The sequence below is a fragment of the Streptococcus cuniculi genome (assembly GCF_001921845.1).
Lineage (GTDB): Bacteria > Bacillota > Bacilli > Lactobacillales > Streptococcaceae > Streptococcus > Streptococcus cuniculi.
Genome location: NZ_MSJM01000002.1, coordinates 50408 through 75704, shown reverse-complemented (window position 1 = coordinate 75704; position 25297 = coordinate 50408). Strand labels below are relative to the sequence as shown.

Sequence of the window (25297 nt, the reverse complement as noted above, 5' to 3'; positions counted from 1 at the left end):
TTCTTACTGCAAATTGTTCGTTTTTATGATAGAATAAGAAACATCATTTGATATTTTTATTTGAAAGGAAATAACATGACACTCCAAGACGTCGAAAAAATCATCGTTCTGGACTATGGTAGCCAGTACAATCAGCTGATTTCACGCCGTATCCGTGAGATTGGTGTCTTCTCCGAACTCAAGAGCCACAAGATTTCAGCAGCTGAAGTTCGTGAGATGAACCCTGTCGGAATCGTGCTCTCCGGTGGACCAAATTCTGTTTACGAAGACGGTTCCTTTGATATTGACCCAGAAATTTTTGAGCTAGGTATTCCCATTTTGGGGATTTGCTACGGTATGCAACTGATTACCCACAAGCTCGGTGGCAAGGTCGTTCCTGCTGGCGACGCTGGAAATCGTGAATACGGCCAATCTGAGCTGACCCACACTCCTTCTCCTCTCTTTGAGGGAACGCCTGAAGAGCAGCTGGTCTTGATGAGCCATGGGGACGCGGTGACTGAAATCCCTGAAGGCTTTGTCCGCACAGGAGTTTCAGCTGATTGCCCTTATGCAGCCATTGAAAATCCCGATAAAAAGATTTACGGGATTCAATTCCACCCAGAAGTGCGCCATTCCGTTTATGGAAATGATATTTTGCGCAATTTCGCACTCCATATCTGTGGTGCCAAAGGCGATTGGTCAATGGACAATTTCATCGACATGCAGATTGCCAAGATTCGTGAAACCGTAGGGGACAAGAAGGTGCTTCTTGGACTATCTGGCGGGGTTGATTCATCTGTTGTAGGGGTTCTCCTCCAAAAAGCGATTGGGGATCAACTCATCTGTATCTTCGTTGACCACGGACTGCTTCGCAAGGGCGAAGCCGACCAAGTCATGGAGATGCTAGGTGGTAAATTTGGCTTGAACATTGTCAAGGCAGATGCTGCCAAACGTTTCCTTGATAAATTAGCAGGCGTATCTGACCCTGAACAAAAACGCAAAATCATCGGAAATGAATTTGTCTATGTCTTTGATGACGAAGCAAGTAAGCTGACTGATGTTGAATTTCTTGCCCAAGGAACGCTCTATACAGACGTTATCGAATCTGGAACAGATACGGCTCAAACCATTAAATCGCACCACAACGTAGGGGGCTTGCCAGAAGATATGCAGTTCAAGTTGATTGAGCCGCTCAACACCCTTTACAAGGACGAAGTTCGTGCCTTAGGAACAGAACTTGGCATGCCTGATGAAGTCGTTTGGCGTCAACCATTCCCAGGTCCAGGGCTTGCCATTCGCGTCATGGGGGAAATCACTGAAGAAAAACTTGAAACCGTTCGTGAGTCTGATGCCATTCTCCGTGAAGAAATCGCAAAAGCTGGACTTGACCGCGACATTTGGCAATACTTCACCGTCAATACCGGTGTCCGCTCTGTTGGAGTAATGGGAGACGGTCGTACCTATGACTACACGATTGCTATCCGCGCTATCACTTCTATCGACGGCATGACCGCAGACTTCGCCAAAATCCCATGGGAAGTCCTCCAAAAAATCTCCGTTCGTATCGTCAACGAAGTCGATCACGTCAACCGCATCGTCTACGACATCACCAGCAAACCACCAGCAACAGTCGAGTGGGAGTAAAATGGTCTAGTAGACCATTTTAGCCTGAGCCTATAAACTAGAGAGTTTTGACGGCCTTTTCCATTCCTGATTTAGCACTATTTAAAGTTGATAAATCATGTAAAAACGAGATGAAAACAATTGAATTGTCGCCAGAGTGTCTCCAAAGAAGCTCCAATAAGGGCTTCTTTTCTTGATGAACAGTAAGCAAAACTACGACTTTTTATTTCATTTAAAAAACATTAGTAAAAAAGGAAACAACATGAAACGATTGAAAAAGATCCTTAAAATTGGACTACTCCTACTGCTTGTGGTGGGAATCTCGGGCGGTATTGCACTCAAGACCATGACCTACAAGCCTACTTCAGAGGCTCTAGCTTATATGGAGAATGCCACAAATGAGGCAGGAACCACCATTTTCAAGGCTAAAGATGAAAAAGGAGCCGTGATTCTATACGGTGGCGGTCTGGTCGAAGATGCAAGTTATGCCAAATTAGGCGCAGGACTCGCAGACCATGGCTATACGGTCTATCTCCTCCACTCCACCCTCCATCTTCCCATTCTCTCTACTGGCAAGCTCCAAGAAGTCATCAAACGTTATGACTTGAAGCAAGTGTATATCGGCGGGCATTCCCTAGGCGGGGTTGTAGCTAGCATGAACGCAGCACTCCCCCAAGTTGAAGGTTTGATACTACTAGCAGCCTATCCGCCTGATAGCACCGACTTAGCAAAAAGCCAGCTCCCTGTGCTGTCGCTGACTGCGTCAGAAGACAAGGTCCTAAAATGGGACAAATATGAAGAAGCTAAAAAACGCCTGCCAGAAACGACACACTATGTGACCATTCAGGGTGGAAATCACAGCGGATTCGGTCTTTACGGTCAACAACGAAAAGACGGTACCGCTACTATTTCTGCTTCCGAACAACAGGATGAGATCATTCGGCAGATGGTTGACTTTATGGAAAAATAATAGAACGTAAAAAGCCCGCATGGTTAGGGGCTTTGATGTTCTAATGACTTATATCTTATAAAAAGAAAAAGGCTTGTTTAGCCCTTTTCTTCTGACAGGAACTCTTTTACTAAATCCATTGCCTGCATAACGGCCTCACGTCGGGATTGGTGGAGATGTAGCTCCTCCTTGTCCAATTCATTGTACATTTCGTTGGTCAAAAGGATTCTTTTCTTTAATTTTGGCGAATACATAATATAGCCGACCATTTCTAACTCTGTCAATTTTCCAATAATATCCGTCAAGGTATGGGGATCCGCACTGATATACTCCATCTTCTCTCCTTTTCTACTTCCATGTGCCTTTTGTGCAAACTCTCTATCTGACCATAGGCATTTAGCCTGATTTATGGTAAAATAATCCTACAAGATTCTTTATATGACTAATACCAAATGGTATATCTATAGTATACTAATTGGTATCTAATTTGTCAACAAAAAAATATACGATTATGAATAAAAATGGAGTCAATCATGGATACGAGTAAAAATCTCTTTAGCCAGCGACTGAAAGAGTTACGAAAAAGTGCCCAATTAACCCAACAGGAATTATCAAATGAGCTCAATATCAAACAAGGAACCTATTCCAGATGGGAACGTGGCCTACTCGAGCCCAATCTCGCTCAGATTACAGACTTAGCCATCTTCTTTCAGGTGAGTGTCGACTACCTCACTGGAAAGCGTGATAAGGAATATAGTACCATCTCATCGCTTGATCATGAGCCAATGTCTGTCGAAGAAAGCAGCAAAATCGCCGATTATGTCATTTCAAGCATCTTTAAAACCCTCTCTTCTGCCAAAGAAAAAGGCATTTCTGAAGCAAGAATGATGACCCTTCTCTCTGAACTAGGCTTTGAAAAAGAAGCCCAAACCAGCCTCATCGCGCAGCTCTATGAGTCAGGTGCATTGAAACAGTCAGAGTAAAACATCGCATCAAAATAGAAAAAACGAACATGTGGAAGTCCGTTCATCAGAATGCTTCCTCTGTTCGTTTTTTTGTTTGCCTGAAACTTCTTTACTCACTAAGGTTGGTGCACAACCGTATCGTCCATGTCGAGAATCACACCATTCTGATAGACGCGGTAGAGTGAGCCGTCTGTTCCTTGCAAGAGGTTATATGGGATGGAATCCGTCCGATTGTAATTGTCTTCTAAGACTGTCCAGCCCTTGTCTCCAAGAATACTATTGGCATAGTTAATCGTATCCTGACCACTATCTAGGGTCACACCTGTATTGTCATTCTGTATGGCATCAGCAGGATCTGTGACCGGCTCTGCAGCTGGCGCTTCAGAACTGGATGCCGCTGCTACTGAAGAAGAGCTATCTGTAGAGGATGAGGAGCTAGTCGATACTTGGCTAGAACTTGCGCTACTACTCGCATTAGTTTTGGGAGTTTTCGTAGAACAGCCTGTAGATAAGGTTAAAACAGCCAGTAAAGACATGGCAAGAAGTGTGTATTTTTTCATGAATGATCCTCCCTTTCTCTGTGAATCATAAATCCTGTGGCTTGTTTGGTGGCCATAATGGTCATATCTGAAATTTGTACGTGGCGGGGTTGGTTGGCAACAAATAGAACGCTCTGGGCAATATCTTCTGCTTGTAAGGCTTCAATTCCTTGATAGACAGTCGCTGCCCGCTCCTTGTCCCCGTGAAAACGCACCTGACTGAAATCAGTTTCCACAATCCCTGGCTGAATGGTCGTGACCTTGATATTCTTGTCAATGGTATCGATACGGATACCGTCACTCAAGACCTTGACAGCTGATTTTGTGGCCGCATAGACTGCTGCCCCTGCATAGGCATAGATACCCGCTGTCGAGCCAATATTGATTACATGCCCTTGGTCACGTTCGACCATGCTTGGTAGAATCTGGCGCGTCACATACAGCAAGCCCTTCACATTGGTGTCGAGCATGGTGACCATATCTGCCACGTCATAGTTATGGAATTTTTCAAGCCCTAGCGCCAAACCTGCATTATTGACCAAGATGTCAATCTGCGGTAGGTCTGCTAACATCTGCTGGCAAACCGCTACTACTTCTGCTGCATTTGTCACGTCCATCTGGTAATAGAAAGCCTCAACACCATATTTTTCTGTTATATCAGCCTGGATTTCCTGCAACTTTTCTACTCTACGACCCGTGAGAATCACCTGATCACGATTTTTGGCAAATGCGTAGGCCATCGCTTTTCCAATTCCACTTGTCGCACCGGTAATCAGTACGTATCTTGTCATGCTCCCCCTCCTTTTCCTTTCTTTCATTATACCACTTTTTTTGAGAAAGGAGAAAGGGAAAAAGAAAAAGAGCAGAAAAGACGAACATTATCTCCTTACTCTTTCGTTTTCTTTAAAATAATCCCATCAACCGAATTAAATAGACATTAAATCGCACCTGCCGTGAATAGTAGATATTGCCACCGTTCACGTAGAGTTTGCCGCCATGCAAGAGGGCGATGGGATGATAGTAGGTGTAGGTTTGGGCTGTGGTGTTGCCAAGGCTTGGCGCCACAATATCTTTTGAATAGCTGGTAGACAGTTCAATAGTATTTTTACCGCCGTTTTGGGCAACGTATTCAATATAGGCAGGACCATAGTTGTAGGCCTGAACAGCCGTCCAAGCATCCACGTTGGCCTCTTCTGCTAATAGGAGATTCTGACTCAAGTATTCGACCCCTTGGCGAATGCTTTCCTTGCTATCTGTGATGGTATCTGCATATCCTGATGCGGATTCGCTGGATTGCATGACATCAGCCTGTTTCCCTTTCGTTTCCGTGTAAATCATAGCTAGCACCAATTCTTCGTTGGCCTTGGTGTCATTTTCAGCGAGTATCTCTTGAACCATGGTTTGGTAGGTCATGACCTGCTTGACATCTCGGTGAATCTTGTAGAATTGATAGGCTAGAAAAACAAGGACGACAAGGGCGATCGTTCTTGTTAGTTTTTTCATCTTATTTGCTCTTAATATCTTCTATATTCTTGATGAGGATGGAATAGGTTCCGTTATCATTCTGGATAAATTCGACGGATTCTGCATCCTCATAAATCGTGGTCGGCACAATCAGCTCAATCCCGTTTGAGAGGGACAATTTCTGATTTTCAAATTTTTTCAGTTGGCGACTGCTATCAATTTCCTCAAAGCTGACTTTTTCTGGAATGACATCTTTCAACTCATCGACGAAACTCAAACGAGCGGTGAGATTGTTATCAAATAATTGATTGGCCAGTTTTTCAGGCGACAATTCATTGTCTTCTTCCAGATGATTGAAAATGGCTGACTTAACCTTGGATTGGAACTGGAAATCCGCCTGATTGAAATTCTCTGCAATCTTCTGTGCTGTTTGCTCAACTGCCTTGATGGATTTCTTGGCAGAGATGGCGGGGCTATCTTGGAGGACATTATCTGAAAAATAATTCAAGAAAGTTCCATTATACTTGATTCGCTTTTCAATCAAGTGGTACTTGTGGGTTTGCAGGTTGAGAATCAAGGCCTCATCTGGAGCAGAGCCTGCACTCGGCAGATTATTCTGCGTGAGTTTCAAAGGACTATCGCTTTCTGCACCCACATGGACCAGATTTTCACGGAGGGAAATCCGTAAAAAGGCAAACTGTTCCACGCCATTCTTCTCAAACCGAACGAAGACTAGGTCATTGGTTTTGAGATTTTCCGAAACAGAAAACTCCTCTTTCCAAAGATTAGCGATGGTGATGGAACTTGCTAGCAAATCATCTGACAAGTAGTCAAGAAAGGGGCTGTCAGCCCCCAATTGACCTGTCTTTGCTTCGTCCGAATAGGAACGCTCGATTTTTTTCCGCAGATACTCCTCAATCTTGGGTGTAATGGTCAACAATTTGTCTGCCAAGACCAGCTCTGTGTCTTCTGGAGAAAATTGGTGAATAACGGCTTCTTTAATATAAATATCCATGGATATTAGGCCTCATACAATGGAAAAGCATCGGTCAAGGCACGGACTTCTTGACGAACCTCGTCTAATACCGCCTCATTGTCAGCATTTTCCAAGGCTTTAATAGTCAATTCAGCCACTTTGCGCGCTTCTTCAACACCAAATCCACGAGCCGTAATCGCCGCAGAACCAATCCGAATACCACTTGTCTTAAATGGTGACAAGGTTTCAAATGGAATCGAATTTTTGTTTAAGGTGATGTGTACTTCATCTAGGAGATGTTGAGCCACTTTTCCATTTTCAACGACCTTGGTCACATCGACAAGGAAGAGATGATTATCTGTTCCGCCTGTGATGACACGGAATTTGTCATGCGCCAAGAACACATCTGCCATCGCCTTACTATTGTCAATGACTTGTTTGGCATATTCCTTGAAGGCTGGATCCAAAACTTCCTTGAAAGCAACGGCTTTTGCGGCAATAACATGCTCAAGCGGTCCGCCTTGGATACCAGGGAAAATGGCAGAATTGATTTTCTTTGCTAATTCTTCATCGTTGGTCAAAATCAACCCACCACGAGGGCCCCGAAGGGTTTTGTGGGTCGTTGTAGTCGTGATGTGGGCATGAGGTACTGGATTTGGATGGAGCCCCGCTGCCACAAGCCCTGCAATGTGCGCCATATCCACCATGAGCTTAGCCCCAACGCTGTCTGCGATTTCACGGAATTTAGCAAAATCAATAGTACGGGCATAGGCAGATGCCCCTGCAACGATAAGTTTTGGTTGCACTTCCTTGGCTTGGGCTAAAATGGCATCGTAGTCCAACAAGCCTGTTTCTTTATCAACATTGTAGGCCACAAAGTTGTAGGTCTGACCAGAAAAGCTCACAGCTGCTCCGTGGGTCAAGTGTCCGCCCGCTGCCAAGTCCATCCCCATGACAGTATCGCCTGGCTCAATCAAGGCCATATAGGCTGCACAGTTGGCTTGGCTACCAGAGTGTGGTTGTACATTGGCAAATTTCGCTCCAAAGATTTCCTTGGCACGCTCAATGGCAAGGCTTTCTACGATGTCCACACACTCGGTTCCTCCGTAGTAACGGCGAGCAGGGTAGCCCTCTGCGTATTTATTGGTCAAAATCGAACCTTGGGCTGCCATCACTGCTTTTGAGACTACATTTTCTGAAGCAATCAATTCAATATTGTGCTGCTGACGCTCTTCTTCTGCCTGAATGGCGTCCCATAATTCTTTATCGTAGGCTTTGTAATCTTCTTTATCAAAAATCATGCATTTTCTCCTTTAAACTTGAGTTCTGGTAGTTGAGCGAGGAGTTCCTCGCAAGTGATAGCGCCTTGGCGTAAAATCTGGGCTTTCTCACCTGACAAGTCCAAAATAGTCGAATCTTGCCCTGTCAGAAAAGCATCATCTTTTATCCCCACGACCTCTCCATGAAACTCCTGCATAATCTGGTCAAACAAGATACCGCTTGCTGTGCCAGATCGATTGGCAGAAGGTCCAATCAGAGGTCCAAATGTTTTAATCAAGTCCAAGGTCACAGGGTGGCTGGGAACACGAAAACCAACGGTTTTCATGCCAGAATTGACCCAGTGAGGAACTTGTTCATTTGCTTGTAAAATAATGGTCAAAGGACCGGGTAAAAAAGCCTGAAAGAGCTTGGTTAGATAGGCTGGTTGGTTTTTGGAAAAGGCTACAATGTCCTCTAAACTCGCCACATTCAAATTCATGGCCTTGTCGAGCGGACGGTTTTTAAGGTCATAGACACGCTGGACAGCCCTTTTGTCTAAGGCTCGACCAAACAAGCCATAGACAGTCTCGGTCGGCAAGACAACCGCCTCACCTGCTTCTAGTATCCTTTCAATCCTATTCATGGTCGACCACCACCATTCTATCCTGTCCAAATTGGTCTTTTAGAACACGGACGCGTTTGTCTGGAAAGGCTGTTTGAAAGAGTTCAGAGACAGTTTTTCCTTGCTTATAGCCGATTTCGAGGTAGATTTTTCCACGGTCGGTGAGAAAGTTTGCTGCTCTTTCTGCAATTTCTCGGTAAATGGCTAGTCCGTCTTCTGCTGCGAATAAGGCGATAGAAGGTTCGGAATGAAGCACATTCAGCCCGACTTCTGCCTCATCTTCTCGTGCAATGTAGGGAGGATTGGAAACAATCATATCATACTGCCCTGTGACTTCCTGAAAGACATCTGACTGGAGAAAGGTGAGCTGTACTTGCTGATGTTGCGCATTTTCCTGTGCGACCGCAAGGGCATCTGGCGAAACATCTGAAGCTGCTACCTTCCAACTTGGCTTGCTATGAGCAAGGCTAATCGCAATCGCACCACTCCCTGTCCCAATATCTAAGACAGAAAGATTTTCTATCGGATTTTCAGCCAGAATCAAGTCCACCAACTCCTCTGTTTCAGGACGAGGAATCAGCACGCGCGGGTCTACCATCAATTCCAGACCATGAAAGTCGGCTTTTCCGACAATGTACTGGGCTGGATAATGATGAAACAACTGTTGAAAAATCTCTGCTAACAATACTTGGTCTTCTGCGGTCACTTCCTTGGTCAAGAGCAGGACAAACTCCGTCAGGTTGAGATGTTTCAACTTGCGAAAGGTATAAGACAGGCTTTCTGGCTCTTCGCCAACCTCCTCCAACTTGCTTTCATAGCTTGAAAACAATTGAGCGTAGTTCATTATTTATTCAACTCTTCTAATTTCTGTGTTTGGTCATAGAGCACCAAGGCATCGATGACTTCGTCCATTTTCCCAGATAAAATTGTATCGAGTTTTTGAAGAGTCAAGCCGATACGGTGGTCTGTCACACGGTTTTGCGGGAAATTATAGGTCCGAATCCGCTCCGAACGGTCTCCTGTACCAATGGTTGACTTCCGCTCTGCGTCTTGCTCATCTTGGGCAATTTGCGCAAAATGATCTGCCACACGCGCACGGATAACCTTCATCGCCTTATCACGGTTTTTCTGCTGGGTCCGTTCTTCCTGCATCTCGACCTTGATATTGGTTGGCAAGTGGACAATCCGCACGGCTGTCGCCACCTTATTGACGTTCTGACCACCCGCACCTGAAGCGTGGTAAATGTCAATCCGCAAGTCTTTTGGATCAATGTCGTACTCGACTTCTTCGATTTCTGGCATAATCAAGACCGTCGCCGTTGAAGTATGCACGCGCCCTTGGCTTTCGGTCACAGGCACACGTTGCACTCGGTGAGCACCTGATTCGTATTTCAGTTTAGAGTAAACCGATTGCCCCGACACCATGGCAACGACTTCTTTGATACCACCGACACCGTTGTAGGAAGCCTCCATGACTTCAAAGCGCCAGCCTTGGCTTTCTGCGAATTTTTGGTACATGGTCAACAAATCCCCTGCAAAGAGGGCTGCTTCATCTCCACCAGCTGCCCCGCGGATTTCCAAGATGATATTCTTGTCATCATTCGGGTCTTTTGGCAGCAGCAAAATCTTTAATTTTTCTTCGTAGGCTTCCTTGTCAGCCTTGGCTGTCTTGAGCTCTTCCTTGGCCATTTCTTCTAAGTCAGCATCCCCTGATGCGTCCTTAATCATTTCTTCAGCGTCCACGATGTTTTGAAGCACTTTTTTGTATTCGCGGTAAGCAGTCACCGTATCACGAGTTGCTGCTTCTTCCTTTGACAATTCCATAAAACGCTTGGTATCGCTGACCACATCAGGGTCACTCAACAATTCTCCTAGCTCCTCATAGCGGTCTTCCACCGCCTGTAATTGATCATAAATATTCATCTTTTCTCCTATCTTTCAGGTCTAAAATAGTGTCTGCGACACACAGGGATATAGGTTTCATTGCCCCCGATTTGAATCTGTTCGCCCTCATATACAGGCTCACCATTCACCGTCCGCAAGACCATGGTGGCTTTTTTCGAGCAATATTGACAGATGGTCTTAATTTCATCCAGCTTATCAGCTAACAGCAGTAAATGCTTGGAGCCTTCAAACAAGTCATTGCGAAAATCATTTTTAAGCCCAAAGGCCATGACTGGCACATCTAGTTCATCGACTACACGGGCAAAATCATAGACATGCTGCTTGGTCAAAAACTGGGCCTCGTCAATCAAGACACAGTAGGGTTTTAAGGACAAATCAGCGATGTAGTCATAGACATTCATCTCTTCTGTGATTGCCACCGCTTCTCGCTGCATTCCGATACGACTCGCAACAATCCCCACGCCTGCACGTGTATCAAGAGCCGATGTCATGATGACCACGTTCTTGCCCTGTTCCTCGTAATTATGCGCTACCTTTAAAATCTCAATGGTCTTTCCAGAATTCATGGAACCATATTTAAAATAAAATTGAGCCACTTTTTTCTTTCCAATCTATCAAACTCATTCATTCCATTCTACCATAAAATCGGCAAATGCGGTACTAGAGAAAAAGAAAAAAAAACGTTTCCGTTCGGCTATCCTATTCCGTGCAAATGTGCTATACTAGTCCTAGCAAAGAAAAAGGAGAATCCTATGCCATTTGTACGAATTGATTTATTTGAAGGACGCACCGAAGAACAAAAAATCGCCCTTGCGCGTGAAGTGACCGAGGTCGTCTCCCGCAACACCAATGCTCCCAAAGAAGCCATTCATGTCATCATCAACGACATGCCAGAAGGCACCTACTTCCCTCACGGAGAAATGAAACGGAAGGGATAAAAAAAACTCAGTTTAGTCATTCGCTAAGCTGAGTTTTTATTTCGTTTTATCCCATAATGGTGACGGATATTCTGAAGGCAATCCTAATTGTATATTCAGTTTATTAGATTTTACGGTAAGTTCTAATTTTTCCATAAAACATGCCTTAGCATCTTTAAAGTTATCAAACTCTAATTTTTTATTATAGCTAGCCCTATCCATGGTAGCATATACTAAGTAAAGCTGATTTTTATTGTCAAATTCAAGCCTTATTTCCCATTCAAGTGGTCTATGGTCGCTAAAAATTGAATACCTTAAACTTTCATATCCCTTATTCTTTATTTCATCTACTATATTTTTCTTTTCCAACTCAAAATTTATCACTACTTTACTTCCTTTTTCCCCATTTAAACTTATGATGAGATAGTTTCATTCTCTAAAGCCTCCTTTAAAACTTGACGCAACAACTCATCCAATGTACCAAATTGTTTCAACAACCTGCCAGAGGGATTGTCTAGCACTTCGTATAATTTATTCTTTAAATTGTATACATACCAACTTATGTTACTCTCACCAATGAATAGATACTTCTCCATTTCATCATTTACATGCCAAATCTCATTATAATCATAAATATTATAATTTAGGTAAAATATCTGATTGTTTTTGTTTTAACAACTCAAACTCATCAATATCTGTATATATAGAAATTATTTCTTTAATCTCTGCTCTTTTCTTCATTTTTGATTTCCTGATCCATCTTCTCTAAATAAATAATAACAGAACTATTATAATCCATTGTTTCATCCACAAACTGTCTAACTAATGATGGAATATCTAAGGAAATATTATCATCTTGCGACGCAATTTTCATCATTAAATTGTATAAATAATTGATAATACCTGAGAACTCTATTTGCTTTGAATAATTATTATCCAAAATAAAGATGATTTTTCTAGCATAATCTTGAATTTTTGTCACCTTTCCCTCCAATCAATTCGGAACGAGCCGAATGTCAGTTATCCATTCCAATGGCCAATCTTTCTCCTATTCTCTAGCTTGATTTTTTACTTTGTTTGACATGATTAATCCATCTAATCTTTATACAGTGTATCTAATAATTGATGACACTTTTCATCAATTAACACTTTGTTCGCAAGTTGATCTATCCAATCTTTAGGCAGGCTTTCAAGTTGATAAAGTGCCGCTGCTAAGGTACCTGTGATAGCTCCTATTGTGTCCGTATCACCGCCTAAATTGACGGCCTTAAGCACTGCTTCTTCAAAACCATTTGTTATACCTACACACCATATCACTGCCTTTAAGGTATCTACGACATAACCAGTTGAAGCTACCTCACTCCTATCTTTTTCAAAAAAGGATGGTTGAAAAATTTCCTTAAAATGTGTTTCATACTCTTTCCAGTATGAGGGTTGTCTCTTAAAATAATTTTCAAAGTGGGGTTGATACTGCTCCAAAACCTTTGATAGCGAATTATTAAGTAAGAGCCCGATTAAAATCTGAACATATATGATAGAGGCAACAAGAGATCGTGGATGACCATGAGTAATCTTTGTGTACTTCTCAATTAATGAAAATTTCTCAGTAAAATTAAAGTTTTTCCTCAACAACATAGATAATGGAGAAATCCTCATTAAAGCACCGTTGCCATTATCATCTTCACACTTGCCACCACATTCCTCCGGAGACACTCCTGATAAATAAGCATCAATTGCCTTATTAGTCGCAATTCCTATGTCAAAACACTGCCCATGAGGTGTTAAGTAACCTGTACGATATGCCACGAACTTATCCATTAATCCATTCAAGTCCGATTCCTCATATAAATGCTCAATTAAGGCTAAAGATAAAGAGGTGTCGTCAGACCACGTCCCTGACGGCTGATGATAGGTTCCGTATCCTTCCATATTACTGATGTGAAAAGAGTCCCTTTCTCGAAACTCTACTGGTACACCTAATGCATCGCCAATTGAAAGACCATAAATGATTGCTTTTATCATCTGTAGATTTGCTAACTTTCCAAGCTGAATAGAATCATCTTCCCATTTTTCTCTTAATCTCATACTATACTCCTATTTTAATAAATCCATTTTCACAGTAATCCCATCACCTGCATAACCATCTTCTAATACGAATGACCTATACTGAAATATCTCTTAGCTTCCTTAAACGTGTCAAATGAATCCCCTATTCTTCTTACTACTTTTCCGTTCTTCCCTATAACATCTTCTGAATATGTTGGCCAAATTTGTCCTGTTTTTGTTTCCCATTCTTTTATTAGTGAATTTTTTACTCTATTAAATTCAGAACGATGCTTAGCTACTTCAACAGGCGATAACTTTTCATATTTCTTTATTTGTAAAGTATTCTTCAATTCATCAAACTGGCTCTTAGGTATTTCTCTATTGGTGTAATTTTTAATATCATCCAAATACTCTTTTAACAAATTACTATCAAACGTTTCAGCTATAATCTCTTTTGAAACTTCTTCAGAAAATTTACTTCCATTTTCAAGAATATCATCTATATGACTCTTACTTGCTTTGGCGATATCATCAAGCTTATTAGTAATCTTATGCTTATAGCCGATAACATTCCCTGTTTTATAATTAGTGAATCGGTTATATCAAACTATAGAGAAGGATTGCTTAACAATAAGTGCTAGTTTATATCTTACTTTGTGATTCCTTTCAATTCCATTTCTCCAGTTTGGAGTTTAACTTCATATCTTCGTCCCATAAAGTCACTCACAAATAATTGACTTTCATTCAAACTAATTAAAACTATTGGCGCAGTTTTAAACTCTGGATAATCAACTGGCTGGACATTTTGTATTTGCCATTTCATTTCTCCGTTATTGTCTATGCAATATACATTGTTAAAGTCCTCTATATCTAAAAATATTCATTGGAATCGCTAGTCTAACAATATATAGTGTACCAATTTGTTTGACCTCTGCAATTGGATGCTTGAAGACATTTTCCACTCCATTCAGTTTTATCAAGTTCGCTTCTATGACAATATTACTTTTCATAATTGACCTCATTCAAATATTTTTCCTAGCTCTTTAAAATCACCGATAATCAGTTATAAATCTATTTCTTAGAATTATTAACCCAATTTAAATATTTTTGATACCTTTTAATTTCGGATTTTACAGATTCGATAAATAGTTCCATAATTTCTTCCTCGGTATCCGCTTCCCATAAGATTAATTGATTCCCTGGTGCGCCACCTCGCTCGCCATTTTCATAAATACACCATTTGTTTAATGTACCATCAAAATAAAAACCTTTAGCATAAGGTATTGGTGCATTGCCAACTATTAACTGTCTTTGTGGGGGTAATTGTTTTTGCAATTCCTGAATTTGCTCTTTAAATTCCACATTTAACTCCTTTGAATCACTACTAACATATTATATAGAGAACTTGATAATGTCTAATGGATTAATTATCTGTTTCAATTCTGATAATAACATTAAGTATTTTTACCACTTCTACAACTTGCGTTAAAAATTTCTTACAATTCTCTGTCCATCCAAATTTAAAGTGAATATCAATAATGAATGTTGAAAAATCCTCATCATAGTACTCCTGATACTCCTTATCTTGAACAAAATCCAAATATCTATTAATTTTTTTTGTAATGTTAATAAGTGTGTGTGTTCATCATCCCAATCCAAATAATCGGCAATCATAAGCACTAAATCCCCTTCTTGATTTTTTCCCAATGCATCAACTGTATCAAAATTATCTACTGCCATCGTTTCCTCCTAATGTTCATTATATCTTATTATTCCATCGCTTCTGGATACGAACAGAGGCATAGAGAGCAGCCACGATTAGAGCAGAAAAAGTAACAGTAAAAAGAGTACCTGAAATAAGCCCAAAAACATTGATAATATAGCCTATCAAAAATGATGGTATGAAGATAATCGCAGCTAGAGCAAACCAAAAGCGTTCTGAAAAACTGTCATCTTAGCTGTGCGATAAATTCAGTAAATCCCTTACACATATACGAAGTGCCTATAAATTCTTCATAATTTATTTCATGATTCCAAAAGACGATACTTTGATTGTCCGAATAATCAATACAAAGCAAGTTTCCAAATGGATCCTCACCAAATGGAAATAAATACTTACCTATCCTAGAACTATTCTCTTCTAAAATTTCATAGATATTCTCATATTCTTTAGGGTCTAAACTAACTAGATTATTAAAAACCTCCATTTTGTTATTCATTTCAAAACGATTAGGTATAGGATAGCCCCATCAAAATTTAAAACTGTATTCTTATAATCATCAGGTAGTGTAATCTGTAATTCAGTCTCTAGCTGATTGATTAGGTCTATTGAGATACTTTTATAACTATTCCATTTCATCTTTTAATTTCCTTTTTATACAATTTATGAAATTGATATAGTGTTTTACCGAAAAAGATAACCACTATAAAACTAGACCATGCTAACAAAGTAGTTAGAAATAACCATAAAAACTGATTAGTATATAGATAGCAAACTGAAGATTCACCATATTACAATGTACGTTTAAATATAACCATCGACAAAAAGTCTGAGAAGGAATCCGCTAGAAAATATACATTTTCATCTTCAGAACTTTCAGGAAAACTCCAATTACTATCCCAAAAATAGACGCCCTTATCCTCTCCTTCTGTAATATGAATGAACATCCCACCACCATACTCTATTCCAAAGATAAAGGTTGAATCAGGCAATTCATCACCATATTCTTCATTCCACCCCACAAAATCAAAATTGTCATCTTCATTGACTCCTAAAAAAGAGTTAATGAGTAAATCTTCCTCTAAAGTTGAAGCCTTAAGTGCTAAATATCCTTCTTTAGGAATTCCTCCATTCGTCTGCACGAGAAAAGATTTATAGTCTTCTGGAAAACAAACCGCCACTATCTGCTCTAGCTTGCTAATTTCGAGGTCATTTAAGCTCCCAAAATGAATTATATTTTCAAAATTCATTGTTTTCTCCTCCTCATCGAGAATCCTCCACCGTTTTCTCCCATAGAGGGGAGGAATATTCAGGTACTTCCCCGTTATCCACTGAAGTTTTATTAATAAAAACGGTCAATTCCAGATTTTTAATGAATTTTTCTTGTGCCTCCTCAAATTTTTTAAATCTAAAGACTCCCCCCTTGCTAGCCCTATCCATGGTAGCATATACCTCATATTCCTTAGTTTCAGGATTGAACTCTATTCTCGTTTCCCATTCTAACGGCCTATGCTCATTAAATATCGAGAATCTTAAACTTTCATAACCTAACTTATGAATGTCTGATAAAATTTCTAAACGTTCTTTTTCTAAATTAAACATTGGTCAAAAGCCTCCTAAGGCCATTATATTTCATCTTCCGTTAATCGCACGATATGTATAGCGTACAGCTATATAAAGCTCCTCCAACGCTTCATGCTCACTCCCGCATTCTGCTAGAATACCAAAATCACTCCTCTCACCTACTTCATATACCACCCAAACTTGTTTTGTCGTATCAAAAAAATAACCATAAGTAAACGGAAATACTTTTTTTTCGTTTAAAACAACTTTCCAAAAAGATAGTTTACCTTCAAATTCTTGAATTTTCTCGTAAAATTTTTCTTTGAACATTATTTTATTACCTCTGCTATCATTCCTATACTATCGTAAAGATTAAGGAATATGAATAAGCATTGTACAGTATGCTCCATATAAGGCAGCTTCTTCGCTATCTGTCTTAATATCCTATGTCTTCTTCGCAAGATTGTCTACATTCTTAACACTTTGCAACTGGAAATAAGAGTATTGACTGAAGTGGCCTGAAAGATTATCTATCTTTTAGTAATCCTTTAGCTTCGTCAGAATCCAAAAAATCTTTTAAGACCTGCATAGCATACTCAACATCTTTTTCATTTTTCCCAAACACCCTTCTAACACTATTCCTAATTGCTTCATCTTTAATGACTTCATGCAAAAAAATAAAATCCATCTCCTCATCTATACAGTAAGGGAATAAAATATCAAACAAGCCACCTTCACCCACCTCAAATTGAATATTTTTCCCAGTTGCACCTATCCCCATATTTATCTCATAGCCTTTATAAAAGAAATCAAATGCAAAATTTTCATATTCTCCTTCTCGAATTAGGATATCATCTAAATTTTTGAAAAATATTGCCATCAAAGCCGTTTTAACATTTCTATATCCTAAACTCTCTCTCACAGGCTCCTCTTCATACTTTTTGTCAAGTTAGTCTTTCAGAGCTTGCATAGCGTATTCAATAGCCTTTTCATCTCGTCCAAATACTCTTCTTGTACGCTCTTTTATTTTCTCATCTTCCATTAGTTCATGTAAGAATGTCGCTCCAAATAATTCATCCTTTGGATTAGGAAACCAAATATCAAAAATTCCCCCTTCCCCTGCTTGAAACTGTACATGCTTTTCGGTATCTGAAATAGTCATGGTCATTTCATAACTCTTATATTGAAATATAAAACTAAAACTTTCGAATAATTTCTCGTCAATAGATATGGCATCTAGGTTGACAGAAAATACATTCCACAAGGCTGTTTTAACATTTCTATATCCTAAACTCTCTCTTATTGGTAAATAATCACTCATCTATCTGCCCTCCCAAAATCTCCATCAGATTCAAGTGTGTCTCCTTAGCAATATACCACTCATCTCTATTTACTGCATATAATGTCTCTAAATCCTGATGGTGATGCGCTATTTTTGCTCTTCGGAAACTTCATAGGCTTTTTTTAATAGTTCTTGAAACTCTTCTTCCGAGAAATACTGTCTTTTCCGAGCGGTATCTATCAGTAAAAATTCAGGATTTTCTCGTAAAAAAATTCTATTGGCTTCTTCCTGGGTAATTTTTGGCCTCCAGTTACCTGTATTTGAAAAAAAGATTAATTCCTCACCAGTATGTTCACCAGCTAAATAACTATTGACTGCTTCTTCAGGAATTTCTGCCTCAACTTCTGGCATAGTACTATTAAATGTCGGATACCGTAAAATATATTTTCCACCAGTCTTGTAAATTTCCAAGGCATCACTTTTTCTTGTTTCAATTTTTTCCATTATCGCCTCCTAATAACTCATATAACTCCTTTGAATAACTTGTTGCAGGACTTCTTAGTTTTCCTACACTATTTCCTCTCTATTATAGCATAATTTGAAAGCATAAAAAAACTGCAACAGCTGTCTGTTACAATCTTTTTTGCTTCTAACCACCCTATTTATGAATCTACCTTCTCTCTATTTTGCTGATACTGTCCAGCAAGCATTCTTTTCTGATTTGGCAAGACATCAACTATCTGATATTGCCATTTTTCTTTTGTAGAGAAAGCCCCATGTGCCGACCCTAAGTAATAGTATTTATCTTAGTGTAACATCCTATTCTTATCTGTTGTTTCCAAACGATCCACTACTTTATAAGAATAGCCAATATCCGTACTATAAGCAAGGTTTACTGCCATGAAATGTAAAAATACCATCAAGATAGTAATGAGTAAAAAGACTAAATTTCCTGAACAAATAAAAGCTACAAGAGACATACTAGCCATCCCAACAATAACAAGAAGATAAGCCATATAAGTACCAATCATTTTAGAACTGATTCTGGAAGGTCTAAGTTTATAGTAGAGTGGCTGTGTTAGATTCACATGAGTTAAGGAGGCTATGCTCCGTTTCCTAGAATTGTACACCAACCACGCCAACATAGAAGATATAGCCATGGCCAGAAGCAACAAAATAATCTTAAACATCACAGAAAAATCTGTTTCGAAATATTTAGAGACATGATGAATCCGAAGCCAATTCCCTACAAACACCGATGCGCCTACTCCTAAAGCAGAAGGAATCACAAACTGCTTCATTACATCATTTTTCTGCCTTATATTCAAATAGTCTTCATTTGTAAGCGGATAAACTCTTTGATAGAAAAACCAGGTCAAAGGCATAAACAAGTAGGCAATAAGATGATTGGGTTGCCTATCCAACAAATAATATTGTCCATCAAGCTGAAATACGAGATAGCGAAAATTCGCATACGAAAAATGAAAGCCGTCCATCATACCTCCTTAATCATATTATCTTGAATGTTCATATATTACCCCCTATTTATGAATCTGCCTTCTCTCTATTTTGCTGATACCGGCCAACAAGCGATTTGGTAATTGAATAGTATCCATCACCTCTCCTTGTGTTTCTTTTTATCCATCTTTTTTCCTCGCCATTTGCCATACCATTGTTCATTCGAGACTTTAAAGAACTGGCGGTATTCTTTTTGGTATTTAAAAAAGTAAAAGGCCGCTACAAAGTTTTTCAAGGTCATACTCATCATAAAAATCATTAGAGAAGCCACTAATAGAAAAGCCCAGCCGTACAAGAAACTGAAAATATCTGGTCTAGTTTTGACCATTTCTCCAAAGTTGAAAGTCCAACGATTGACAATAGCAAGCAGTAAGAGAATGCCTCCATATTTCTTGATAAATATCATCAACCTTTCTCCCCAATCCTTACCATTTGGCACTCCTTGGTAAAGTCGTTGTTTTAGCTGAACGATATTTGATATTATCAGAGACTTCCAGAGATAGATGCACACTAAAAGCTGAAGACCAAAGCCAATCCAACCAAAAGCTCCTACTGTGAGGCCGATAGCAAGAGGGAGAATACCTAATACACCTATTAACGATAAAACTATTGAAATCAGAACACCAAACATTAACTGAACTGCATAATTTGCTTTAGGAAATAGATTTATTATTAGCAAAACTCCTTCCAAAATCAACAATTTTTCTATCCAAGATGATAGTGCTAATCCAATTTTGGAAATTATTCTGATCGTAAACATACTCAGGTTCGTTTGATCTGCTGAAGCAATCTGTAAAGGGAGCACCACACCAATCATATAAATCAAACTCAAGATAAATAAGATGGGTAAAAATAGCATTAGCCTCTTAAAAAAACTCATTGACGTCACTAAATCATTACTATATTTCATGATTTCCGCTTTCTTTACAAGCTTTGTTGACTGTTCAAACGTTGCAGATAATAGTCCCTTATTACGCATATTTCGCTCCTCCGCCAAAGCAACTGGTTATCATATTCCAAGTACCTTTAACTGACTTTCCGACACCTTTCTTAACCAACTCATAGCCATCATCTAATCTATTTTGCGCCCTCGCCATTTGCCATACCATTGTTCATTTGAGACTTTAAAGAACTGGCGGTATTCTTTTTGGTATTTAAAAAAGTAAAAGGCCGCTACAAAATTTTTCAAGGTCATGCTCATCGTAAAAATCATTAGAAAAGCCACTAATAGAAAAGTCCAACCATACAAGAAACTGAAAACATCTGGTCTAGTTTTGACCATTTCTCCAAAGTTGAAAGTCCAACGATTCACAACAGAAAGCAGTAAGAGAATGCCACCATATTTCTTGATAAATATCATTAGCCTTTCTCCCCAATCCTTACCATTTGGCACTCCTTGGTAAAGTCGTTGTTTTAGCTGAACGATATTTGATATTATCAGAGACTTCCAGAGATAGATGCACACTAAAAGCTGAAGACCAAAGCCAATCCAACCAAAGGCTCCTACTGTGAGACCGATAGTAAAAGGGATAAAAGCTGTTGTCGAGCACAAAACTAAGATAATTAATGTCAAATTACCAAAAGCCATTTGGAAGGCATAGTTCGGTTTTGGAAGTAGGTTTATAGCTATTAAGGCTAATAACAAAATAATAATTTTCTCAGTAATTCCTGTCGTATAGACACCAAATAAATGTATCAAATTGATGGTCGATTCCGATAACACTCTTGTTTCTTGTGGCTCCATTATTATAAAACGGGGAAGGCCAATACCAACTGCATAAAGAAGACCAATTAAAAACAAACCTCCCAGTAAAGCCTTTATTCTTTTTAAGAAAGACATAGATGACATCAAACCAATTTGTGCACCATCTTCGGTCAATATCTTCTTACTCACAACTTTTTTTGATTGTTCAAACGTTGCTCCAAAAATCTTACTTCTAGTTTCCATATTGTAATCCTTTGCTAAATGAGCTACAGCCGTCATCTTACAATAAAAATAAGATGGACAATATAGATGATAAGTATTTTATATCCTTCTTTTTATTTTCTTCAATACGTTCAATTTTTTTAATGGGTGATAGTAAAGATGGATAGTATAAGCAGCTAATAATATAAAATTAGAAATAAATAAATCCTTGATATCAGAACTGACTAGATATACACAACAAAATAGTATAGAGGACACCATCAACAATATCATAAAAATGATTTGTCCTAAGCTTTGTTTTATATAAGTATTAATATCAGCAACTATACTACTGAATTCAATTTTTTTAAGTTCTCGTTTCTGATTTATTTTATGGAATACTATCTTAGAGAATATAAAAATGAAGGAATAAGTTATGATTGCTTTTAGAATATTTACTTTTATCGTGTTTGAACTGATAGAAGATCGCCCTAAACTATCAAAAAAAAACTGAAAGAACTGCCGTTATAATTGGAATCATCAACTGTATAAATATATTATTTACTTTTTTTGTCTCTTTATAAAAACTTTTCGTTCGATAATCTAAGTATATCACTTCATTTTGTGCTGCTCCTACTATCATTAGTAACATATTAACACCTTTCTTATCATCTATCTACGCCTATCAATTCATCAAATTCTTTGGCTTTTTGAACATGATACAATTCACTATTCGCACTCGTATTTTCTTCCAAAGTACCATTGCTTTTCATTTTTTAGTTTGGCAATGTTGTCCCCTCAAACTCCTCAAGGGATACAGAAACGTCATATGAGAATGGAATCAAGGCTAAATGTTACACAAGGTACTAAATCACTCATTTTCTTTCTCCCATAAAGGAATGTTTTTCAATACACTATATTCATCAATCCGCTCAATAATAACAGCATTTCCGTCATCTAGCGAAACAGAGCGACTAAAACCATGTTTATCATACGGTTCGTCCCCCATAATCATTAATATGGTCTCATCTCTCATATTAGATTGCGGATACGTAAATGGCGAGTATCGTATAAAATAGCTTTCCGTGTTCACATTGTAAGAGTAATTGTTTACTGTTTGAGAAGCTAACACGGATTTGTCCAATGTCAGATTCTGAAAGAGAAAACCTTCTTTAGGAAAAGCGATTTTCTCTTTTGTGTCAGAACGAATGAGTCCATCCTTTGTGTATTCTACTGAAAAAGTATCTAAGACCTCTTCGATGGAAGAGGCCAACTCCTTTCGACTACGTTCATATTTACCAGACAAATACTTCTTTGAAGAATCGCCAAATAACTCAACCGATTCAGAATAGCGATATCCTTCTTTATCTGATAGTTTATCATAAACCAATTGAAATCCACTTGGAAATGTATCGAATAAATCATAAACATTCTCTGTGGGATAAACCTTTTCTACATTACTCACTTGTTTTTCGATATATGGTCTGCTATTTTTCGTTTCCATTAAGGCACATCCTCCTAGTGTAAAAAGGAGAAAGCATACTGCTAAACCAATCGTTTTTTTCATACTGCCAGCTATACTCCTTTCCCGTTCACTATATTTCTTACTCATCTTTTTCTTTCCAATTTTTAATGAAAATATAACTGTGATAGACAATCATCCCTCCTAAAAAGATTATTAGAGGCTTGCGGGAAATATAACTAATTGTTCCTATAATGACAAAAGCCAGGCACAACCAAAGCATAGCCTCTATAATGGAGGGGCGCCTAGATGGTGGGAGCATTTCCAAATGTTCCTTGGTCAAGGCAGAGCGACCACTAAAAGCATAAAAGAGGCGATAGTGTACAGCTAATGAATCAAGATTTAAAAAGTTTATTCCCGTAATATAGTTTACAACATAAAGTATCAACAAATTTTCTACTTCTTCTAAATGTTCTGTATAAAGGGAAAAAACTCTCTTACCTGCTACAGATACATTTCCAGCAGCAAAAACAGCAATAGGATCATGATTTTTAGTAACTGGAAGAATGTCTCCTTTTGTCCCAGAAGGAACTCTTTCTAGTTCATAGGCATCTTGATCATATCGAAAACCGCCATGCCAATAAGCTGGTTCCCATAAATGGTCCACTTGCTTTCGTTCATAAAAAATAATATCTTGTTTGACGGACCTTGCAACAATTCTTTCCGTTCGGGAAACTTTTTCAGATATTTTAAAAACCAGAATTTCTTTTGTTGGAGATTGTAGACGGTAACCTTCTTTGTTTTCTACAATTTCAAGCCGATCAACCCAGTTGTCATCTATCTGCGATTTTGATTGTAAAACAAACCCTTCTGAATTACCTGTTAATCGTAATTGAATTTCCATCATGTACTCACCACCTAATTGATACACCTAGACCGAATGCTTCTACTGTTCACTCTGCTTTTGCATGTAAAAACCACCGATTATCAGGGCAAGCACTACGAAAATACTACTAACCATCACCCATGTTTTTTTCATTTACAACCTCGTTTCCAGATAAACAAAAAGCTAATGTTGGGTCATACTCTTTTCAACAATCTGCTGTTGTTCTTTTTCTGTAAAGTCACTCATTCTTTTTCTCTTACCCCCAGATAAGCCACTAACTCAGGTGATGCTATTGTACCCGTACCTTTTAATTCCCCTGTTTCAATATCTTTATTGATAAAAACCTCTAAGTTGTATAGCTTTTGATGATTTATAGATAGTTCAACAATCAGGCCTCCCATCGGATTCTTAACAGTTTCCTCGTCAAGTATCTGATAATGTTGTATCTTTCCATCTATCGTGAACGCTTTTGGATCGACATTTAATAAATATCCTTCATAAATTTTTTTAGCTTCTTCACTATGTACTACTTCCCACATATATTGTCTCTCACTCTGCTTTTGCATATAAAACCCACCGATTATCAAGGCAAGCACTACGAAAATACTACTAACCATCACCCATGTTTTTTTCATTTCTTTCCTCGTTTCGATATGAATAGGAAAACTGCGGTTTTCCTACACTATTTCCTCTCTATTATAGCATAATTTGAAAGCATAAAAAAACTGCAACAGCTGTCTGTTACAATCTTTTTTACTCATGAAAGTGAATCTACAACAAAACAAGCGGGATAAGAATTGCAAACTCTTCCGAAAAAGCGATATTTTCGCGAGACTGCTTTTCTATTTTTTTGTGGCATACATGGACTGATTCAAGGCACGGTAAAAGTGCAGAGTATCTGTATCATAAAACAAATAAAAGTCTTGGCTTAAGGCATATAACGGAATTTTGTTTATTTTCATACTATTTACCAACACTATACCTCTTATTTCTACGATATTTTTAGGTCTTTTTGCCCCACTTAATTTGACGTTTCTGGTATTTTTCAACAACATTCAGCCAACGAATAGGGTTATTTTGCCATACAAGAAGCACCAAAGAAAATGGCATGGTTCCCATTAATGATATCATAATAATTTCACTGCCTATTTGCTCCCTGTTATTAATTAACGGTAAAATCATTTTATAAACTATAGGAACGATTCCAATATTGGCTATCAGTATTGCAGAAAGAAGTACCGAGAGCCAAATTTTCTTTCCAGTTGTTGCTCTTTTATCCCCAAAGTTATTCCAAATTAGATTACCATAAACAGCCAACCGAAAGTTTTCCCGGGTCGTAGGTTGGGCCCTCTTGACATTCTTATAAAGGACTCGTTCTAAAAGCCAAACCAGTCCAAAAAACTCTACTGTCCAAGCAATTATCAGAAAGACCAGCGTCGCTTCACTATAGTGCCCACCAAAGGGATTAGCAACTGTTAAACCTGTCCCACCAAATCCTAGGGCAATCAATCCTGGAATCAACAGATTGGTCTTTCCTGCACCCGCCGTATTTAGAAGCATACTCTGCGGGGCAACCAAAGCAAGGTTCCGCTCCGTATCAAAGTACACAGCACCCTCACCACATTCGCCCATATAAATGACTTTTCTAAAAAACATATTTCACCAACCTGTACTTATTCTGCTATTATGCCATTAGCGACTATTCTATAATAAAT

35 protein-coding genes and 1 pseudogene are annotated in these 25297 nt (G+C 38.9%); 4 read left to right on the top strand and 32 right to left on the bottom strand.

The genetic code is table 11. The features are described from left to right. Positions 1 to 75: 75 nt before the first annotated feature. Both guaA and BU202_RS02120 read left to right on the top strand, forming a co-directional pair. The gene (gene guaA / locus BU202_RS02125; RefSeq protein ID WP_075104160.1) at positions 76 to 1623 is read left to right on the top strand and encodes a glutamine-hydrolyzing GMP synthase; all 1548 of its coding nucleotides are present in this window, start codon (positions 76 to 78) and stop codon (positions 1621 to 1623) included. Between the two features lie 241 nt (positions 1624 to 1864). Continuing rightward, a complete protein-coding gene (locus BU202_RS02120; RefSeq protein WP_075104159.1) occupies positions 1865 to 2572 on the top strand; it encodes an alpha/beta family hydrolase in 708 nt (235 codons plus the stop codon). 77 nt (positions 2573 to 2649) lie between these two features. Here the strand turns inward: BU202_RS02120 and BU202_RS02115 are convergent, their stop codons facing one another. Further along, positions 2650 to 2886 (bottom strand): hypothetical protein, encoded by a 237-nt coding sequence (locus tag BU202_RS02115; RefSeq protein ID WP_075104158.1) that lies wholly within the window; start codon positions 2884 to 2886, stop codon positions 2650 to 2652. A 198-nt stretch (positions 2887 to 3084) separates the two neighbouring features. Here BU202_RS02115 and BU202_RS02110 point away from each other — a divergent pair, with 198 nt between their 5' ends. Then, the gene (locus tag BU202_RS02110; protein WP_075104157.1) at positions 3085 to 3534 is read left to right on the top strand and encodes a helix-turn-helix domain-containing protein; all 450 of its coding nucleotides are present in this window, start codon (positions 3085 to 3087) and stop codon (positions 3532 to 3534) included. A gap of 98 nt (positions 3535 to 3632) precedes the next feature. On the opposite strand, the gene BU202_RS02105 is transcribed toward BU202_RS02110, so the two are convergent. The 9 genes from BU202_RS02105 to BU202_RS02065 all read right to left on the bottom strand — a co-directional run bounded on the left by BU202_RS02105 (position 3633) and on the right by BU202_RS02065 (position 10878). Continuing rightward, entirely contained in the window at positions 3633 to 4076 is a 444-nt protein-coding gene (locus tag BU202_RS02105) for a hypothetical protein (protein WP_075104156.1), read from the bottom strand. Then, positions 4073 to 4846 carry an SDR family NAD(P)-dependent oxidoreductase gene (locus BU202_RS02100; protein WP_075104155.1) on the bottom strand — a complete coding sequence of 258 codons (774 nt, stop codon included), beginning with the start codon at positions 4844 to 4846 and terminating at the stop codon, positions 4073 to 4075. The genes BU202_RS02105 and BU202_RS02100 overlap by 4 nt, the downstream gene beginning before the upstream one ends. Before the next feature lie 112 nt (positions 4847 to 4958). After that, positions 4959 to 5558: a lysozyme family protein gene (locus BU202_RS02095; RefSeq protein WP_075104154.1), complete on the bottom strand. Its 600-nt coding sequence runs from the start codon at positions 5556 to 5558 to the stop codon at positions 4959 to 4961. A gap of 1 nt (position 5559) precedes the next feature. Beyond that, positions 5560 to 6534, bottom strand: coding sequence for a nucleoid-associated protein (locus BU202_RS02090; protein ID WP_075104153.1), 975 nt, complete (start codon positions 6532 to 6534; stop codon positions 5560 to 5562). A 5-nt stretch (positions 6535 to 6539) separates the two neighbouring features. Continuing rightward, positions 6540 to 7796, bottom strand: a complete 1257-nt coding sequence (glyA, locus tag BU202_RS02085; RefSeq protein WP_075104152.1) for a serine hydroxymethyltransferase — start codon at positions 7794 to 7796, stop codon at positions 6540 to 6542. Further along, positions 7793 to 8398, bottom strand: a complete 606-nt coding sequence (locus tag BU202_RS02080; RefSeq protein ID WP_075104151.1) for an L-threonylcarbamoyladenylate synthase — start codon at positions 8396 to 8398, stop codon at positions 7793 to 7795. Before BU202_RS02080 ends, glyA begins: the two co-directional genes overlap by 4 nt. Then, the gene (gene prmC, locus BU202_RS02075; RefSeq protein WP_075104150.1) at positions 8391 to 9221 is read right to left on the bottom strand and encodes a peptide chain release factor N(5)-glutamine methyltransferase; all 831 of its coding nucleotides are present in this window, start codon (positions 9219 to 9221) and stop codon (positions 8391 to 8393) included. Before prmC ends, BU202_RS02080 begins: the two co-directional genes overlap by 8 nt. Further along, positions 9221 to 10300 (bottom strand): peptide chain release factor 1, encoded by a 1080-nt coding sequence (gene prfA, locus BU202_RS02070; RefSeq protein WP_075104149.1) that lies wholly within the window; start codon positions 10298 to 10300, stop codon positions 9221 to 9223. The genes prmC and prfA overlap by 1 nt, the downstream gene beginning before the upstream one ends. Before the next feature lie 8 nt (positions 10301 to 10308). Next, complete coding sequence (locus BU202_RS02065; RefSeq protein ID WP_075104148.1) at positions 10309 to 10878, bottom strand: thymidine kinase; 570 nt, start codon at positions 10876 to 10878, stop codon at positions 10309 to 10311. A gap of 156 nt (positions 10879 to 11034) precedes the next feature. On the opposite strand from BU202_RS02065, the gene BU202_RS02060 reads away from it, so the two are divergent. Next, the gene (locus tag BU202_RS02060; protein ID WP_075104147.1) at positions 11035 to 11220 is read left to right on the top strand and encodes a 4-oxalocrotonate tautomerase; all 186 of its coding nucleotides are present in this window, start codon (positions 11035 to 11037) and stop codon (positions 11218 to 11220) included. Between the two features lie 36 nt (positions 11221 to 11256). Here BU202_RS02060 and BU202_RS02055 read toward each other — a convergent pair whose 3' ends face one another. The 22 genes and pseudogenes from BU202_RS02055 to BU202_RS01950 form a co-directional block, all read right to left on the bottom strand. Further along, a complete protein-coding gene (locus BU202_RS02055) occupies positions 11257 to 11583 on the bottom strand; it encodes an Imm59 family immunity protein (RefSeq protein ID WP_075104146.1) in 327 nt (108 codons plus the stop codon). 29 nt (positions 11584 to 11612) lie between these two features. Continuing rightward, a complete protein-coding gene (locus BU202_RS10765) occupies positions 11613 to 11855 on the bottom strand; it encodes a YrhA family protein (RefSeq protein ID WP_208604243.1) in 243 nt (80 codons plus the stop codon). A gap of 62 nt (positions 11856 to 11917) precedes the next feature. Beyond that, positions 11918 to 12181 carry a hypothetical protein gene (locus tag BU202_RS02045; protein ID WP_075104144.1) on the bottom strand — a complete coding sequence of 88 codons (264 nt, stop codon included), beginning with the start codon at positions 12179 to 12181 and terminating at the stop codon, positions 11918 to 11920. A 113-nt stretch (positions 12182 to 12294) separates the two neighbouring features. Beyond that, a complete protein-coding gene (locus BU202_RS02040; protein WP_075104143.1) occupies positions 12295 to 13284 on the bottom strand; it encodes an ADP-ribosylglycohydrolase family protein in 990 nt (329 codons plus the stop codon). Positions 13285 to 13346: 62 nt separating this feature from the next. Continuing rightward, a complete protein-coding gene (locus BU202_RS02035; protein ID WP_142354757.1) occupies positions 13347 to 13652 on the bottom strand; it encodes a hypothetical protein in 306 nt (101 codons plus the stop codon). A gap of 242 nt (positions 13653 to 13894) precedes the next feature. Further along, positions 13895 to 14068 (bottom strand): hypothetical protein, encoded by a 174-nt coding sequence (locus BU202_RS10520; RefSeq protein ID WP_167364733.1) that lies wholly within the window; start codon positions 14066 to 14068, stop codon positions 13895 to 13897. Between the two features lie 248 nt (positions 14069 to 14316). Further along, on the bottom strand, positions 14317 to 14607 hold the full coding sequence (locus tag BU202_RS02025) for a hypothetical protein (RefSeq protein ID WP_075104141.1): 291 nt from the start codon (positions 14605 to 14607) through the stop codon (positions 14317 to 14319). Positions 14608 to 14668: 61 nt separating this feature from the next. After that, positions 14669 to 14985 (bottom strand): annotated as a pseudogene (locus BU202_RS02020) (DUF6572 domain-containing protein). A gap of 209 nt (positions 14986 to 15194) precedes the next feature. Next, complete coding sequence (locus BU202_RS10645) at positions 15195 to 15452, bottom strand: SMI1/KNR4 family protein (RefSeq protein WP_244149004.1); 258 nt, start codon at positions 15450 to 15452, stop codon at positions 15195 to 15197. A gap of 304 nt (positions 15453 to 15756) precedes the next feature. Then, positions 15757 to 16215 (bottom strand): SMI1/KNR4 family protein, encoded by a 459-nt coding sequence (locus BU202_RS02010; RefSeq protein ID WP_083605734.1) that lies wholly within the window; start codon positions 16213 to 16215, stop codon positions 15757 to 15759. Positions 16216 to 16228: 13 nt separating this feature from the next. Then, on the bottom strand, positions 16229 to 16567 hold the full coding sequence (locus BU202_RS02005; protein ID WP_075104140.1) for an Imm59 family immunity protein: 339 nt from the start codon (positions 16565 to 16567) through the stop codon (positions 16229 to 16231). A 30-nt stretch (positions 16568 to 16597) separates the two neighbouring features. Next, positions 16598 to 16858: a hypothetical protein gene (locus BU202_RS02000; protein WP_075104139.1), complete on the bottom strand. Its 261-nt coding sequence runs from the start codon at positions 16856 to 16858 to the stop codon at positions 16598 to 16600. 196 nt (positions 16859 to 17054) lie between these two features. Beyond that, on the bottom strand, positions 17055 to 17450 hold the full coding sequence (locus tag BU202_RS01995) for a hypothetical protein (protein ID WP_075104138.1): 396 nt from the start codon (positions 17448 to 17450) through the stop codon (positions 17055 to 17057). Positions 17451 to 17477: 27 nt separating this feature from the next. Beyond that, positions 17478 to 17849 carry a hypothetical protein gene (locus tag BU202_RS01990; protein WP_075104137.1) on the bottom strand — a complete coding sequence of 124 codons (372 nt, stop codon included), beginning with the start codon at positions 17847 to 17849 and terminating at the stop codon, positions 17478 to 17480. A gap of 108 nt (positions 17850 to 17957) precedes the next feature. Further along, positions 17958 to 18314 carry a hypothetical protein gene (locus BU202_RS01985; protein WP_075104136.1) on the bottom strand — a complete coding sequence of 119 codons (357 nt, stop codon included), beginning with the start codon at positions 18312 to 18314 and terminating at the stop codon, positions 17958 to 17960. Positions 18315 to 18616: 302 nt separating this feature from the next. Continuing rightward, the gene (locus tag BU202_RS01980; protein WP_083605733.1) at positions 18617 to 19309 is read right to left on the bottom strand and encodes a DUF443 domain-containing protein; all 693 of its coding nucleotides are present in this window, start codon (positions 19307 to 19309) and stop codon (positions 18617 to 18619) included. A gap of 116 nt (positions 19310 to 19425) precedes the next feature. Beyond that, a complete protein-coding gene (locus BU202_RS01975; protein ID WP_075104134.1) occupies positions 19426 to 20307 on the bottom strand; it encodes a hypothetical protein in 882 nt (293 codons plus the stop codon). Between the two features lie 93 nt (positions 20308 to 20400). Beyond that, positions 20401 to 21276: a hypothetical protein gene (locus tag BU202_RS01970; RefSeq protein WP_075104133.1), complete on the bottom strand. Its 876-nt coding sequence runs from the start codon at positions 21274 to 21276 to the stop codon at positions 20401 to 20403. An 829-nt stretch (positions 21277 to 22105) separates the two neighbouring features. Next, entirely contained in the window at positions 22106 to 22846 is a 741-nt protein-coding gene (locus tag BU202_RS01965; RefSeq protein ID WP_075104132.1) for a hypothetical protein, read from the bottom strand. Beyond that, positions 22839 to 23603 (bottom strand): hypothetical protein, encoded by a 765-nt coding sequence (locus tag BU202_RS01960; RefSeq protein WP_244149003.1) that lies wholly within the window; start codon positions 23601 to 23603, stop codon positions 22839 to 22841. The genes BU202_RS01965 and BU202_RS01960 overlap by 8 nt, the downstream gene beginning before the upstream one ends. Before the next feature lie 221 nt (positions 23604 to 23824). Further along, entirely contained in the window at positions 23825 to 24217 is a 393-nt protein-coding gene (locus BU202_RS01955; protein ID WP_075104131.1) for a DUF1310 family protein, read from the bottom strand. 367 nt (positions 24218 to 24584) lie between these two features. Next, on the bottom strand, positions 24585 to 25238 hold the full coding sequence (locus BU202_RS01950; RefSeq protein WP_075104130.1) for a hypothetical protein: 654 nt from the start codon (positions 25236 to 25238) through the stop codon (positions 24585 to 24587). Between the last annotated feature and the right edge of the window lie 59 nt (positions 25239 to 25297).